Source organism: Sulfuricystis multivorans (assembly GCF_003966565.1).
Lineage (GTDB): Bacteria > Pseudomonadota > Gammaproteobacteria > Burkholderiales > Rhodocyclaceae > Sulfuricystis > Sulfuricystis multivorans.
This window is the reverse complement of sequence record NZ_AP018719.1, coordinates 117,706-132,808: the sequence shown is the minus strand read 5'-3', so window position 1 is coordinate 132,808 and position 15,103 is coordinate 117,706. Positions and strand designations below refer to the sequence as shown.

Sequence of the window (15,103 nt, the reverse complement as noted above, 5' to 3'; positions counted from 1 at the left end):
GGGGGTGCTCATGAGCAATAACAAGTTCGTGGGCATTGCCTACTGGTCGGTGGCCACGCAGGCTACCGACTGGTTGGCTAGGGCTGCAGATGTACTAAGGCCGTTGGAAAAGGCGGGTATTGCAGTGCTGGAATATGACTGCTTTCCTGCTGGAAATCAGTTGACCGTTACTTTCGGTGATGAGCGTCATCATATGCTAGTCACCAATGGAAAAGGACGCGGAGTAGTGCGCGCGTCAGAAGCGGCAGCTGAGTTTGTCGTATGCCTAGTAGCCTTGAGAAAGGCCCTGGGAGACATTTCGGTTGTTACGGACTCACAAGAAACCGTACCAACATTACCTCGCCAAAACTATCCGCTTTATGCGGACAGCTGGCAGCGCGTTCTACCTGTCGCGCAAGAACTTGGATTGGCCACAGGCGCAGCTTTCACCGCTCGCCATAACGCCGTCTTGAACAACGTGTTCTGAGGAGAGTGAAATGTCTGCACACATTATCGACAAGCTTCTTTTCCTGGTCATCTTAGTGACTGCTGCCCGTGTCCTGTGGCGCTTCTATTCCTACCGTAATGTGGAAAGAGACGAAAGAGACACCTGTAAGGTAGTCGCGCCTGAAGCTCAACCCGAAGCAATACAGCAGCAAATGGATGCTGCTCTAGTTTCATCTGAGCGCGAACAGGTCACGGCGTCTCCCTTGTTTGTCCGTCATCTGAGTAATACAGCAACCCTGATGGTTCGCTACCGGCATCGGAAGCAAGCCTGTACAGCTCACCTGATTGTTTGGTCGGGCTCGAAACGCAAGGGGTATTCGGACAGCTACTTCGACCTTGGTCTCATCGAGGGGCAGGAGCTAACCGATCAGGTAATCGAGCAAGCGCTGGCGCTGGCCCAGCAACAGCTCGCAAATCTGGCTGAGAAGGGCAAGCGGAAGCGTCGTGAATCCAAGAGGCAGAAACAGGAGGCTGCAGCAGTTGCGGATATGGCAGTAGCTGAGGCCCAGGCCGATGTCGCTGCAGTAACCGCTCCTGTGGTGGTAGAGCAGAACCCTGTGGTGGTAGAGCAGAAATCGGAAGCGGTTCCTGTAATTGTTGATGACACGCCACCTGAATCGATCAAACTCAAGAAGTTCCCGTCGGTGTACCGGGGCATCATCAAGGAAATCGGGATGATGACCCAAAACAAAGATGGGCGTGAGTTCGAGACATTCGGTGTACGTCTTGAGACGCAAGAAGGAATCGTTGATGCCGTATTCGGTGTCAATCTCCGTGAGGCCCTGCGTGACGCTAAAGTCGGCGTGGGTGACCGAGTGGAAATCCTAAAGATCGGACGCAAGACCATCACGAAGGGTAAAGCGCCGATGAATCTGTTCAAGATCGCCAAGTTAGAACTGTAACACCTTCATTTGGGAGCAAGGACCTTCGGGTCTTTGCTCCCAATCCCTTTTTTGTTCAATGGTGATTCTCGTGCGTCGCCATTGAAGAAAAAAGTATCCAGGCCATAGAGGATTTCTTGGTTTTTGACCATTCAGGTCTAGCTTTTGCTCCGTGAGGAGTCAAACCGCAGCCCTGGTCGGTTATCCAGGTGCTCTCTTACTCACCTTTTGTGTGAGTGAAATTGAGGTCGTTGTTTGGCCTTAACAATCCTCAGAAACGCACGTCTCACCTAGGTAGTATCGAGACTGCAGTTCTGGAAACGCGGTAGTGTCATCATGCTACCTTCATAACCTTACGTCTAATCCGGTTGGCACCATTTCTATCCGCGCTCATTGAGCCGGCCGGTGCGGAACGTAAATAGAATGGAGATTCTCACATGGCTTCAGTCAACAAAGCAATCCTGGTCGGTAATGTTGGCGTCGATCCAGAAATCCGCTACATGCCGAACGGTGATCCGGTATGCAACTTTCGTCTCGCAACCACCGAGTCATGGAAGGACAAGAACTCCGGCGAAAAACGCGAGCTGACCGAGTGGCATCGCATCGTCTGCTTTCGCAAGCTGGCAGAAATCACTTCGCAGTATGTGAAGAAGGGCAGTCAGTTGTACCTGGAAGGCCGTATCAAGACACGCAAGTGGCAAGATAAGGATGGACAGGATCGTTACACCACGGAAATCGAAATGACGGAAATGCAGATGTTGGGCAACCGTCGTTCAGGTGACTCTGATGGTGGCAGTGATGATCGCCCGTCCCGTCAGCAAAGTTCTGGCGGCGGTGGTAACGGCGAACCGCCGGTGCCTGAGCGTCGGCCGGCTCCGGCCTATGACCCGATGGAAGACGACATTCCCTTCCTACGGGTAGACATGAATGCCGATCCGGCTTTCGTGAAGGCCTCGGCCCGCGTTCGTCGGGTTGCTTAACCTGTTGTACCAACCCTTTGCGGGGCCATATCCCGCAAGGGGTGATGGCTCCCGCTCGTTATGTTTAGAGAGGAAATCATCATGTACGGTGCACCTTCCCTGGGCTACGATCCTGAAATCGTCCATTCCTTCAACACCCTGATCGATGCTATCAAGCGTCGCCAAGTGTTGCGCCCGCGCAGCAAGCTTGCCATTAACCTGGCGGGTGACGACATCGAGGTGAATCTGCTGGCCAACGGCTTCATTGAGTTGGATGGCAAGGTTCAGCCGGTTGCTATCGAGAAGGAAATCGAGGACGCCATGCAGCAGTCTGGAGCTGTCCTCAAAGAGGTTCTGGTGTAAAAATGCATCCGAATCTCACTCCGGTGTCGTCAAGCAACATCGACGGCTACCTTTACCTGGCCGATAGGAAGATCCTGCTCATTGCATTCAAGAATGGCGGGGTATATGCCTACGAAGATGTTGAGCAACCAGTCGTAACTGAGTTCGCGCAAGCATCGTCGAAAGGCAAGTTCTTCCAGTCGAACATCAGAGATCGCTACACAACGTCCAAGCTCGACGACATGGCAGTAGCGAATCTCCTTGGTGGCATGGATGCTTCGGTACCGCATCAATCTCGCCGCAAAGCGCCGAGGGTAACGCTACAGTCGTTGTTACTGCGCTATCCAATGCTTAATGCGGTATTTTGATGATTCGGCCGGTAAGGACTCCTTTGGGATGCCTTCCGGCCGGTGTCATCTTCAGGCTATTTCCGCATGCCTCTTGCATCCGCAAGTGACTTGGTGTATTGTCGCTGCATATTTTCTGGAGTGATTCAGAAAGCGGGAGCGCCCGGCATAGCGCGATTACGATCCAGCCGTTCTGGCTGGGTTACCTGCAGCAGTAGTCTTGTTGCAGTCTTCTTCCCCGGACGGGACGCAGATCCCGACAGGGGGACTTGTGCTCCGTTTTGGGTTCCCGGTCCTGTACCGACACCGTGGGGTTCGCTAAGAGCCTTGTTGTGTCCGTTACCAGGGCTATCAGCCAACCCGTCCGTCCAACTTGGGCGCTGCGCGGGGGGTAAATCCAAGAAAGGAGTTCATTATGGAAAAGGACCAATCCTTAGCCGGTACCTTGCCGGCAAACCGTCGCACCATTGTAGCGATGCCTAAGCCGATACTCGGCAGTCTTCGCTGGCCAAGTCGACCGAAGTTTCCCGAAGGCAATCCTTGCTGGACGTACATGGTCGAGGGAACGCATGAGCAGTATGCTGTCGCCGTTGGACACGTTGAGAACGGCCGTCCGCATCCGTTTGAAGTATGGGTGCTGGCCAACGAACAGCCTCGCTGTCTCGGTGCCATGGCAAAGACCCTATCCGCGGATATGCGGACCCAGGATCGTGCTTGGCTCTCAAGAAAGCTCGAAGTTCTTGCATCCATAACTGGCAACCTCGCCATTGATCTGCAGCTTGGGAACGACCGGCTTCTGGCAAGCAGTAATGCCGCCGCGGTTGCGCGTATCGTGCAATACCGGCTCAAGCAGTTGGGCATTGCCGATCCTGAAGAAGGGGAAGCAACACCTTTGGTTGATGCATTGCTGCCGGTTCGTGATGCAGGACACGAAGGAACTCTTTCGTGGACCGCCGACATCAAGAACCCACACTCCGGAGACGACTTCACGTTATTCCTACCGGAAGTTCAAACTGAGGACGGTCAGCAACGTCCTGTTGCAGTACGTTTGGCCGGCCGCTATCCGCGAGATCTGGACGGCCTAGCGGCGATCTTGACAATGGATATGGCTGTCGTCGATGTGGCTTGGATTGGTATGAAACTTCGGAAGCTTCTCAATTACGATGAGCCCATGGGGTCCTTCTTTGCCAAGACGCCCGGAACGGGAAAGACGGAACGGTACCCTAGCATTGTTGCTTACTTGGCTCGCCTGATCCTTCATCGCTATGCCATGCTTGGTTTGCTCACAGCATCTGGCTACCCGGTGGTGGAAATGGGCGTGATGGTCTCGGTACCTGGCGATGCATCCAACGTCTTGCCCATTGCAGCTTGAATGCGGAGAGACAGGCCCCATGGGTCTGTCTCTCGATTCTTTTCGTCTTCTGCCCGATGAGGTTTTCAATCAGCCCTCATCGGCCAGCAGTTGAAAAGGGTTTGTTCCGTGAGGAGCGAAAACGCCGTGTCCGTCGTTTATCGGGCACTTTCTTCGGTTAGAAGTCTTGACCGGAAACGCTCGTGTTTATGTTGCACGAGCTTCATTGGGTCCCTCTGGGGCTCGAAACTAACCCGTGCGGGTGGTCCTGAAAACACCTCCCGCAAGGGGGGGCGGATCATTTCGCACTCAGCTTGGAGAACTACCATGCAAGACGTGCTTAATGAAAAACTAACGCTGGTAAGCATCACCATCAACACTTTCTCAGGATACCGTCGTGCGACCCGTGAGCATATCGCGGCGCTCGGTGGCAGCCTTCCGGATAGTGCTGCTATTACAGAAGGGTCTATCAAGGTTTTCCCGTGCGACGGGACCAAAGCCTTGCAGACCGTTCGTCGGGGCATCTTCCGCAAGCTGCAGGCCAAGGGCGTTCGCGCTCTGGGTTCGCAAAACGTGTTCGCGGTATTGACGGACGATCTCCCTGAGATCGAGAAGGAAGTTGCTGATGCCGAGGCCGAGTTCAAGGCCGAGGTCAATGCGCTGGAAGCCAACTATGACCAGATGTTCGAGGCTCATGTGGCTGCCAATCCGGAAGCTGAAGCAATCATCCGGTCGCTGAAGGTTGACCGGGCGACGGCAATCGCCAAGTGTCGCTTCAGTAGTGACGTCTTCAAGATCGCTCCCTTCGTCCGCGAAGGTCAAAGCGAGGAGGAGGGCGTCGAAGGAATCGTTCGCGGTCTCGGCCGGCAGCTGTATGAGGAGATCTCTTCCGAAATGGAAAAACTACTCAAGAACGACGCCTTTGCAAAGAACCAGCGTGTTGGCCAGAAGTCCCTGCGTCCGCTCAAGGCTGCAGTACAGAAGATGAAGAAGTTGTCCTTCCTCGATCCGTCGGTGGAGGGCGCCATCACTCTGATCACTGACATCCTGAAGGCACTGCCGCAGGAAGGCTACATCCAAGGACAGTCGTTCCTAACCCTGGAGAAGCTTGTGGAAACCATGTCCGATGCGGACATGCTTCTCAATGCGGCATCCAAGGTGAAGAACGGTATTCCGGCGTGCGATGTGTTGTTCCCGCCGGCGCCTCAAGCGGCAAAGGCAACGGAGGTTGAAGAGGTGGCGCAAGCTACTGAACCAGCAGCACCCGTTGCACCGGTAGCCGTACCGCCGGGTAGCGTTGCTCAGCAGCATGTTGTGATGTTGCCGCCAATTCCAGCCGCGAACGTTCCGACCTCCACAAAGGGTGCGGGCGCTAGCGTATCAGACAAGCTGGGCCAGCTGGGGATCGTTCCACCGCCGGCTCCAGTTCGTGCAGCACCGGTGTTGCGGCCGCGTGAAGCCCTGAAAACCAATTCCTTGATGTTCTGAGGGGTCGGACATGGCCATGCGCGCTCAATCACTGGATAGGGCTCTGCCCGCCATCGCAGGCTTCATTGCTGACCGGACGGGAATCCCGATCATTCGGGGTGATCGTGCCATGACTGACAACCAGGCGATATACCTGCCTAGGCGTCGGTCTGAAATCGACCTTACCGAACGGGACCTGGTGGAGTCCGTGGCTTACCTCTATCACGAGGCCGGTCACATGCTTTACTCCAACTTCTCGCTGCAGGCAACCAATCCTCTGCAGCGAGCCATTACCGGAATACTCGAAGATATCCGGATCGAGAATCTGGTGATGGGGAGGTTTCCTGCAGCGCGACGCTACTTGTCGCGCCTGGTAGGGATCGCGGTCGAAGATGGTGTCGATGGTCAGCGCGGGTTTCCTGCGCTCGACGGCTCCGAATCGGAAGCATCGATTCTGCAGCGGTACATGATGTATCGCTTGCGGCATGAGGTGTTACGACAGGAGCCGATTGCCGAACTGTCGGCCGGTGCAATCAAAGTCGCTCAGCAACGCCTGCCCGCAGGCATGCTGACGCGGCTGGACGCCTTGATGTTCCAGGTAACCGATTGTGCCAGTGAAGACGAAGTGTTCGAGCTTGCCGCCGCGATCATCCAGATGATCAAGGAGGAGAGGGAAAAAGAGCAAGAGCAAAAGCGTCAGCAGCAACAGAAACAACAGCAGCAGCAACAGTCCGGCCAGCAAGACGGACAAGACGATGATCAGCAACAAGGGCCGTCGTCTGGCGATCCAGCAGAAGGCGACGAGGAAGGAGGGCAGGGCGGCCAACAAGGCCAAGCTGATCAAGATTCCGAGTCGGGTGGCCAGGGTAGTAGTCAGTCCGGATCCTCGAAAGGGGAAGAAGGAGAAGCGTCGTCGCAATCGGCACGTGGAGCTGGCGGTACCGGATCTGGCCCTGACATGGAGCAGGCTCTCGAACAGCTACTCAACATGTCCGATCAGGACGTGGAAGAGGATATGGGCGAGATGCTTCAAAACGCCATCAACGCCGCGGCAAATGCCGAAGGCGATGGCATCCATGTGCTGATGCCCAACGTCCACAAGGCGCACCTCGGTGCGGTTCCCGTTGATATGGCGCAACTCCGCGCCAGCGTCAATGCAATCCGTACCAGGACGCTGCAGTGGATGTCTTCGGTTGCTGAAGGAGAGGTCTCGTATTCCCGGTCTGGGATGCAGATCGATTCTTCGCGCATCTGGCAAGGCCGTTTCGGTGGTGCAATCTTTTGCCGTGAGGATGAAGGTATCGACATCAATGCAGCGGTATCAATCGTCATCGACCGATCTGGCTCCATGATCTATGCCATTAGTGATGCTGTGCAAGCAGCCGTAGCCACGATGCTGGCGTTCGACGTACCAGGATTGAAGACGCAGGTTACGGTCTTCCCTTGGTATGGCGAAAATCGCGATGAAGGGGTAGCCGTGATCAAGCGTTGGGACGAAAGTCCTAAGCAGCTGGCAGGCAGAGTTGCAAGCCTCTCCACAGACGGCGGAACTCCGATGGCGGAAGCCATCTTGTTCGCTGCTTCCGATATTGTGCGACGTGAGGAAACGCTGAAAATCGTGATGGTCGTCACCGACGGCGATCCGGATGACCGCGAGGCCACGAAGTACATCATCGATCGCACTCGAGCAGATGGTATCACTGTTGTCGGGCTCGGCATCGGCGTGGACACCTCGCAGGTGTTTGATTCCAGGTACGCTGCAACCATCAAAGACATCGGGGAGCTGTCAGCCTCGATGGTGAAGTTGGTTAAGGCGGCTTTTAAAGACCACCACCGCGTGCACTAGCACAGTTCTTTCCACCCTCGACGAAAGTTGGGGGTGCTTTTCACCTGGCCCTCGAGAGACGAGAGGACCAAGCGAAAAGCACCCAACAAGATCCCCTGAAATACATACCCAAGCCGCGGTATTCTTATTGGAGATCTACATGAACGATTTACATCTCACCACTTCTCCAACCGCTGATCCGCGTGTTTTCGATACTTACTGGATGACAGGCCTCATCCAGAAGGGCCGGGTTCGCGTCACCGTTCCGCTCCTGGATGATGCCCGCACAGCGGCGGAATTAGCTGCTGCCCAGTATCTGCTGACAGTTAAGAATGTTTGTGGTCACAATAAGGCCGGTGCCGGGCTGAGAATTTATACGAGCTCTAGCACCATCCTAGAATTGATGGCTGGCATTTCGCCAAAAAGCTACCTGGCCCCATATGCCAATTTTCTCCGTACACGATTTCTTGGCGCGGAAGTCCAGCACTGTGAAGCGCCGTATCCCTGGGCCGACGAACTTTGTGAATCCCAAGTGGACTATCTGGATGTGCCTAAGCCGTCTGTAACGGTTCTCGAAGTCTCCGGCATAGGCCCCGTCGAACTGACCGCGCATGCTGTCGAGCAGTATGTGGCCAGGTTTGATCGTAAACCAGAGAAGGCCTGGCGAGAGCTGGCAAGGATCGCCCGTGACGTGCAGCCAGCGGTACTTTTGAACCGCAATGCTATACACGACATCAAGCATCGTCGGCCCGGTCGCTATGCTATTGATGAGAAGAGGAAAGTTTTGTTGGTCATCGCTGAGCCCGATCGAATTGGTCGACTGCCTCGTTTGGTCACCGTTGTTCATCCGGAAGCAAACGCTCGGGCGGTCACAACAAATACACCAGCAGCGGTTGGTATCTAAGAACTGAATCCCTTCCAGGGTCGCCGTGCGGCCCTGCTTCCGCACGGCCAAGGTCTTTTGGCAGGATGCCAGATTTGTGGCACAGGCTGCCGGATCATGCAACAAAACGTCTGCAAGTCACATATACTTCATGAAATCAATGAACTTAGGAACCTACTATGAGTCAGCGCGGTTTATTCTCTCTAAATCTCAAGACATTGATGTCAGTGGTGGTGCCAGCGCTACTGATCGCCTCATTAAGCGTCTATGCGCTCAGCCTCCGTCCGAAGATAATTGAAGAAGCCCGAGTGCTTCCAGGCAAGCCACTAGCAGCCTACGAACAGTTCTACCCAATTCGAGCCGATGAAACTGGAGCGATCTACCTCGACAGGCATCTTTTCGAGAAGGCCATAGATTATTTCACGGCCAACCCTTCTCCTCGGGAGATCGCGGACCTCATCTATCTTGGTAACTCCAACCATGTGACGCTAATGCTCAGCGAGTCTGCCAGGTCCAAATACATCAGTCTCAGCAACTTGCCGGATTACGCTGCAGTGGCAGAAGCGGATGTACAGAAAGATAGGCTTCTCCAGACCTATAAGGACATCGTGAATGGAATCGGTCAGACCTTTGCGGGTACGCCGATCGAAATCGTTCTCCACGATACCCGCAATCCGCTGAATTCAATCGTTGCCATTCAAAACCCCATTTCCGGCCGGCGACTAGGAGATCCTAACACCAACTTCGGAATTCAGTTGATCAAGAACTACAGCCAAATCGAACGGGGTACTGGCCAGTCTTTTGTCAGTTATGGATTGACTTTGAAGGATGGAAGACAGGTCAAGTCGACGACTATCCCGCTTTTCAACAACACCTATGGACTCATTGGCTTCATCTGCCTCAACATCGATATCTCGAAGATGGACGGAAAAGATCCTGCAGCTATAGCTCGATTCATTGAGGCCTTTAAGGCTATCAACGAGAACGAGACGATTGTCGAGATGATCCAGAAGAGCAAGAAACGCAGTTAAAGTTTCTCCCACATAGCATTTCTGAGAGGTGGCAAATGAGCATTGAGACACTGAGATTTGAGCTGAAGCGACCACTGCTATTGATGAAAGGGACGAAAGGGTTCCTGGCATGCGGCTATATCAATCCGGAAACTTGCAACAAGACGGAAGAAGCCTGCGCCATCGTATCTGGGGTAAATGACTTCGAGGATATGAAAAAAGCTTCGATCGTTGCCGTTTCCAAAGCAGCAGAAGCCATGGGCATCAAGGTGGGCGACACCGGCGAATCTGCCCTAGCCAGATTTCGGTAAGCAGCAGCTGCGCGCATGGGCGCATCATGGATGAAAGCTTCGTCTTTCTAACAATCTGCGTTTTCCTGTTGGTGGCTTTCGTTGTCAACCTGATCCTTGCATTTAGGGGTAACTTAACGGCCAAATATTTTCTATGGACATGGGCCGCGTTCCTAGTTGTTTTGCTCCCATTCACAATCAAATCGAATATCATTTCCAGCCTTCCAGCCGTGCTGGCCTTAGTCTTTCTGCTATATGTGTCCATCCTGGAAAATATACAAAGTAACGTCCAGACCGACGTCTCACACGAGGAGACCAGGCGCGTTCTCGCGGAACTGAATCGCCGTATCGACGAAGAGCGCCGGATGATTTCTCGGCGCCTCCATGACGATGTAAATCCCAATCTTGTGCTTTGTAAAAACGAACTGAATCGCCTTGCGCCTTACGTCCAGGACAATCCGGAAGCTAGCAAAATTCTTACGTCCATCCAGGAACTCTTGGCAGATGCCTATTCCCAGACACGTAACATCATCAAGAGCGCTCGGATCGAAATGATCGACTCGATAGGCTTTACGGTGGCGATTGAGTCCTTGATCTCACACTACACCAATTTCTTCGATAAGCCCGAGATTGTTTTGGAACACAACCTACCAAAACGGCCGGAGATCAATGAAGAAGTTGCTATTACGGCGTACAAAATCATCCGTGAATCCATCTACAATGCCATCAAGCACTCCAATGCCAAGCAGATCTCTGTATCCATGAAGTTGAATGAACGGAAGCGCCTCATCGAAGTCATGATTACCGATGATGGGGTAGGGTTGAAGTCAAGAGCCAAAACGCCTGCAGGGATTCCCGCTGGCATTGGCCTTATCGACATGCGTGAGCGAGCCCGGGCGATCGGCGGAAATCTCAATATTCAACCGGCGTTCCCCGATAATGCTCAACACCCAGGAACGCGGGTTACTTTTTCGTTTTCAACTCGGTCGTAGTAAGCCCGAACCTAATCGCGAGCTTGGTGAAATCAGCCTGCGTCTCAATGTCAAGTTTGGACTTGATGCTCTTCAGCAGATGGCCCACGGTCTTGGTTGACAGATCCATTGTTTCGGCGACGTCAGCAAGAGAAGCTCCGTCTGCAGTCAGCAAGAATGCGCGAAGTTCTTTCTCTTCGAGAAGCTTGGTGGGATTCCGGTCTTTTACCGAGGATCGGGCAAGTAGTTGTGCGACTTTAGGTGAAAAGAACTCATTGCCTTCGGCGACAGTACGGATAGCTTGATTCAGGACATCGATGCTTTCGTCCTTCAGGACGAAGGACAGGACTCCGATCTTATAGGCTTTCTCGATGATGTACTGGTCGTCGAACTGAGAGAAGACGATGATCTTCGCGTCAGGGTGCGTAGCAAGAAGCTCCTCACATACATCTAGCCCAGTCTCGGACGCGCTCTTGCGGTCAAACCGGACATCAATGACGAGTACATCGGGTTTCACCTCGAGGTAACGGGAAATCAAACCATCAAGGTTGTAAGCAACCTCCACGACATCGATGTCGTAGTCCTTGAGGGCATGGCGGAAACCCTCCACCAGTAGGCGGTGATCATCCGCCAGAAATACTCGAATCGGCACGATGTTTTTCTCTGAGCACTTGAGCTTGACCGGTTGGTCAAGACAAAAAGGATCGCATTATATATGTCCTTAGTTATAGATAGGCAATGTAATGGCACTTGTGCTGCCATAGACCACGGCCAGGAAATCTCTCATTGTGCGTTTTCATTGTGCCACATAGATCCTATCGAAGGTAGAAACTTTATTTAGGTGATCGGAAAGTTCGAGCGCCAGAACAAGCCGCAGTAGTCTTGTGCTTAGCAAAACATCTTTACCTAATTCTCGCATACGGCTGCAACAACCTCCGCATTACGGAAACAAAAACTCCGTTACACGGAAAATATCTCTTGACAAAGTATGGCGCACCTCACAATAATCCGCAATACGTTCGCATGACGTAGGGCTTGTCAATACGGGATTCCACCTAGTTTGCGGCCCTAGATCACAGAGAAGGGTCGCAAATGGACGATTTACGCGCTTTGAACAAACGTATCCTGATGCAAATGGGGCCTGCGAATGTCAACTTGCACTCGACGCTGAATCTCCTCACCGTCTGCCTTGGGAAACTAAAACCATCGGCATCTGAGCTTTCGACAGTTGCTACCGTTGTTGCTCATTCGCATCACCAAAATCCCCCGGACGTCACCGCTATCAACAAGGAATACCTGCTGTTCGCACGGCAGACAGCCCGCGACGTCCTGAGCGGATACTTCGATGGCCTGATCATTCTGAGTATCAACATGGCACAAGCGCGCGTCTTGGCGCGGCTGACAAACCAGCAAATTTCTGACATCTCACGTCGCTGGCCAGGAACAATATTCGACGTATCAGGGGCCGCTACTCTTAGCATTAGGCCGTTGCATCAGAAGGCTATCCCTCACTATTCCGCCGCCATGTTGGCAGCGGCTGCGTAAGGAAATCGTCATGCATCCAGGCGCCCCCATTCCAGAATCGGCTCAGTTCGATGACCCCATCTGGGTCAGTAGATTCCTGGACCTTGCGAATACCATGGTCCTGTTGGGAGGAAAACCGAAACTGATCGCCAGGTACACTGGCCTATCATCGAAGGCTATCGCCGAGCGGTATAAGCGCCTCACGGGCCAAGAAGCGCCAGCCGGAAGGCTCCAGCAGGCCCAGCCGAAACATTATGCGATACCCCATAATCGCGGGGGACTCGACTGGAATCTACAAGCTGCTGCATTTGCCAGTATCTACCTCAAGATCGAAGCTGCTTTAGATGAGCCTGCAAACCGCGGTTGGTTGCTTACCACGGCCTTCCAGGCGTATTACCGCCTCACCGACCCCATCCAGCAAGCTCTTCCCAGATTGTCCAGGATCACACTGAATAACGCCTATGATCTGATGACTCACCTTGGCTATGGGTATGGGCGTAAGTATGCGTCACTGACATTAAAGGACTGCCCAGATTGTGGAGCTAGCTACCTCGTGATCACCGAAGCGGAGCTGGACAACCAGTCGTGCCCAATGTGCGCAATACAGAAGCGTTACGAGAGATTGGTTGAGAACTCCGAGCGTATTGCGGCATCTCGCCACGCCTGCGAAGGTTGATATCTCATCTTCGCCCATTCCTACGCCTAGTCCCGCATTTTCGGCGGCATTTCTCTGCTGCGTCTTTCTGAGCCGCTCCGGATAATTCCGGACATGCTCAAGTTTATCCGCCGTCTGCTGACTCGTACTCCAACGCAACAATCTGCTCCATTGTTGATCCCGCAGAAACTCCAGTCCCGTGGGATCGGCTTGGACGTCTATCCGGGCGAAGAGGATCCAGGCGACTATGCGATAACACGCTATCCTCCATTCGACAAAGGCATACCTGTCATCCCCGTAGAGAAAATCCTGCAATCGCAACAAGAGTTGCTGGACCGCATCTTCCGCACCGCCGGCGTCTCGCGTGCCGACTTCAACCGCCTCTACATGCCGGCCGTACGAAATATGGCGGAGCACGTGCATTTACTACCGGCAACGAGCACTACCTATTTCCGCGGAACTGGTGGGCTTTTCCGCATGAGTCTCGAAATCGCACTGAATTCGCTGCAATCAGCCAATGCAGCAGTCTTTCCCACCGGAGGAGGGGTTGAGCGCAGATTTTTCATGCAACCAAAGTGGACGTTGGCCACCTTCCTAGCAGGTCTATGCAGCCAGAACTACCGCACAGTCAATTCGATGGCGGTTATGACGAGGGACAACCAACAGTGGTCTCCGCTCCTGCACTCCCTTTTCCAATGGTGCACGAATACGAAAGCAGACGTCTATTTTGTCCGCTGGATGGAAGATACGCACGTTCACGGTGCCCAAGCATCATCTGCGTATTCAATTTCTCAAGTAGTCCCCCATGACGTTCTAGAGTATCTCGCCAGCGACAATAATCAAATAGTACCGGCAATGACCGCAACGATCGCTGGTGTCGAAACCAATACATCCGAGAACCCGATCGGTCGACTGGTTGCTCCAGTGATCACCCGGGTGATCGAGGACGATTTGAAGCGGTCCGCCACGAACTATGGGCACTTGGTAATCGGAACCCACCTTGAAATGCACCTGGTCGATGCAATGCGGCGCCTTGTCCGAGGAGGTAAGTGGATCGCAAACAACGTCGCATCAGGTGGTCGTCTTTGGGTGGGGAAGGAAGGCGTTTACATCGACTGGTCAGTCGCAGCGTCTGACATAGCGAACCTGTTGGCTCGAGATTCGTTTGCTGGCATCCCGAAAGACCCGGATACCTTGGCAGACCTTCTGGTATCCGCAAATCTTCTTCAGCTGAACGAAAGCGGCTCTCGGTACTGGACGATCGCTTTGCCGGGAACATTCGAGGCGAAGGAGGGCATGGTAAAGCTGCGAGAGGGAGAGGTGATCTTCCCCCGGGGCTTCGACTTCGAACCTTACAAGAACATCCAACTTGCACTCTCGCCAACTTCGACGGTTCAGGCGAATCAGCAAGCAGCTCCAGCGGCAAACGGTACAACGCAGGCTTCGATAGCTCATGCCTCTGCGCTGAATACTCCTTCAGGAATGGATGTTCCGGCCGGTACAGCAAATGAAAAGCTGTGGACTGCGCCGAAGCAGGAACTGAATGCGCCACCGCCCGCAGAGATTCTGTCCCGCGTGCAAAGCAACGAGCCTCTTCCTGAAGGAAACAAGGAACTGCCGGCGACAGCAACCCCTAAAAGCTCGAATCGTAAGAAACCCAGGATCAGTGCAGAAGAAGAGAAGGATGGCGGCACCGGGAAAGATGTTCAAGCAAAGAGTCAACGATACCCAGATCAGGAAAGCGACAGCGGCGCCTCGCTTGGAGCTGACGTGAGCCCAACAGCTGCAAAGCTACTCGGGTCTCTAAAGCGCACGAATGCGTGGCTGCTGAATGAGGTTATGCAGGCCTATCGCAATGGAACTATGAGCGGCGTGACTGCAGCTTTGCCTTACGGCTTTGGAATTAGCCACGAAGAACTAAACCGGCACGGAATTCCTGTGATGGAACTTCTCGAAGAGCTTGGCCTGAAGGCGTGGCTTTGGCAAGACAAGACCAGAGCAAGTCGCCGAATTCATCCAGTCGAGATCAATGGGAAGACGCACAGAATGATTATTCTGAAGCCAGAGATCGCTTCTAGCCTCGGCTTCGATATGACCCCCCCCAAGGAATAA

Annotated in this window: 16 protein-coding genes; 15 read left to right on the top strand and 1 reads right to left on the bottom strand. The window is 53.6% G+C overall.

All coding sequences use genetic code 11. The features are described from left to right. The first annotated feature begins 10 nt into the window (after window positions 1–10). The 12 genes from EL335_RS13590 to EL335_RS13535 all read left to right on the top strand — a co-directional run bounded on the left by EL335_RS13590 (window position 11) and on the right by EL335_RS13535 (window position 10,833). On the top strand, window positions 11–466 hold the full coding sequence (locus EL335_RS13590; RefSeq protein ID WP_126448177.1) for a hypothetical protein: 456 nt from the start codon (window positions 11–13) through the stop codon (window positions 464–466). Between the two features lie 10 nt (window positions 467–476). Further along, window positions 477–1,388 (top strand): hypothetical protein, encoded by a 912-nt coding sequence (locus EL335_RS13585; RefSeq protein ID WP_126448175.1) that lies wholly within the window; start codon window positions 477–479, stop codon window positions 1,386–1,388. A 416-nt stretch (window positions 1,389–1,804) separates the two neighbouring features. Then, complete coding sequence (ssb, locus tag EL335_RS13580) at window positions 1,805–2,347, top strand: single-stranded DNA-binding protein (RefSeq protein ID WP_126448173.1); 543 nt, start codon at window positions 1,805–1,807, stop codon at window positions 2,345–2,347. Window positions 2,348–2,428: 81 nt separating this feature from the next. Next, on the top strand, window positions 2,429–2,689 hold the full coding sequence (locus EL335_RS13575; RefSeq protein WP_126448171.1) for a hypothetical protein: 261 nt from the start codon (window positions 2,429–2,431) through the stop codon (window positions 2,687–2,689). Between the two features lie 2 nt (window positions 2,690–2,691). After that, window positions 2,692–3,036, top strand: a complete 345-nt coding sequence (locus EL335_RS13570) for a KTSC domain-containing protein (protein ID WP_126448169.1) — start codon at window positions 2,692–2,694, stop codon at window positions 3,034–3,036. A gap of 394 nt (window positions 3,037–3,430) precedes the next feature. Next, window positions 3,431–4,387: a hypothetical protein gene (locus EL335_RS13565; RefSeq protein ID WP_126448167.1), complete on the top strand. Its 957-nt coding sequence runs from the start codon at window positions 3,431–3,433 to the stop codon at window positions 4,385–4,387. A gap of 306 nt (window positions 4,388–4,693) precedes the next feature. Next, the gene (locus tag EL335_RS13560) at window positions 4,694–5,854 is read left to right on the top strand and encodes a DUF3150 domain-containing protein (RefSeq protein ID WP_126448165.1); all 1,161 of its coding nucleotides are present in this window, start codon (window positions 4,694–4,696) and stop codon (window positions 5,852–5,854) included. Window positions 5,855–5,864: 10 nt separating this feature from the next. After that, window positions 5,865–7,679, top strand: coding sequence for a VWA domain-containing protein (locus tag EL335_RS13555; RefSeq protein ID WP_126448163.1), 1,815 nt, complete (start codon window positions 5,865–5,867; stop codon window positions 7,677–7,679). Window positions 7,680–7,818: 139 nt separating this feature from the next. Next, on the top strand, window positions 7,819–8,562 hold the full coding sequence (locus EL335_RS13550; RefSeq protein WP_126448161.1) for a hypothetical protein: 744 nt from the start codon (window positions 7,819–7,821) through the stop codon (window positions 8,560–8,562). A 158-nt stretch (window positions 8,563–8,720) separates the two neighbouring features. Further along, entirely contained in the window at window positions 8,721–9,572 is an 852-nt protein-coding gene (locus EL335_RS13545) for a PAS domain-containing protein (protein WP_126448159.1), read from the top strand. Window positions 9,573–9,607: 35 nt separating this feature from the next. Then, the gene (locus EL335_RS13540; protein WP_126448157.1) at window positions 9,608–9,862 is read left to right on the top strand and encodes a YunC family protein; all 255 of its coding nucleotides are present in this window, start codon (window positions 9,608–9,610) and stop codon (window positions 9,860–9,862) included. A 26-nt stretch (window positions 9,863–9,888) separates the two neighbouring features. Beyond that, a complete protein-coding gene (locus EL335_RS13535; protein WP_126448155.1) occupies window positions 9,889–10,833 on the top strand; it encodes a sensor histidine kinase in 945 nt (314 codons plus the stop codon). Here the strand turns inward: EL335_RS13535 and EL335_RS13530 are convergent. Continuing rightward, window positions 10,805–11,464, bottom strand: coding sequence for a response regulator (locus EL335_RS13530; protein ID WP_126448153.1), 660 nt, complete (start codon window positions 11,462–11,464; stop codon window positions 10,805–10,807). The genes EL335_RS13535 and EL335_RS13530 overlap by 29 nt on opposite strands. A gap of 440 nt (window positions 11,465–11,904) precedes the next feature. On the opposite strand from EL335_RS13530, the gene EL335_RS13525 reads away from it, so the two are divergent. The 3 genes from EL335_RS13525 (at window position 11,905) to mobH (ending at window position 15,103) form a co-directional block, all read left to right on the top strand. Beyond that, window positions 11,905–12,357 carry a hypothetical protein gene (locus EL335_RS13525; RefSeq protein WP_126448151.1) on the top strand — a complete coding sequence of 151 codons (453 nt, stop codon included), beginning with the start codon at window positions 11,905–11,907 and terminating at the stop codon, window positions 12,355–12,357. Between the two features lie 10 nt (window positions 12,358–12,367). Beyond that, window positions 12,368–13,012, top strand: a complete 645-nt coding sequence (locus EL335_RS13520; RefSeq protein WP_126448149.1) for a FlhC family transcriptional regulator — start codon at window positions 12,368–12,370, stop codon at window positions 13,010–13,012. Between the two features lie 93 nt (window positions 13,013–13,105). Beyond that, window positions 13,106–15,103: a MobH family relaxase gene (gene mobH / locus EL335_RS13515; RefSeq protein WP_126448147.1), complete on the top strand. Its 1,998-nt coding sequence runs from the start codon at window positions 13,106–13,108 to the stop codon at window positions 15,101–15,103.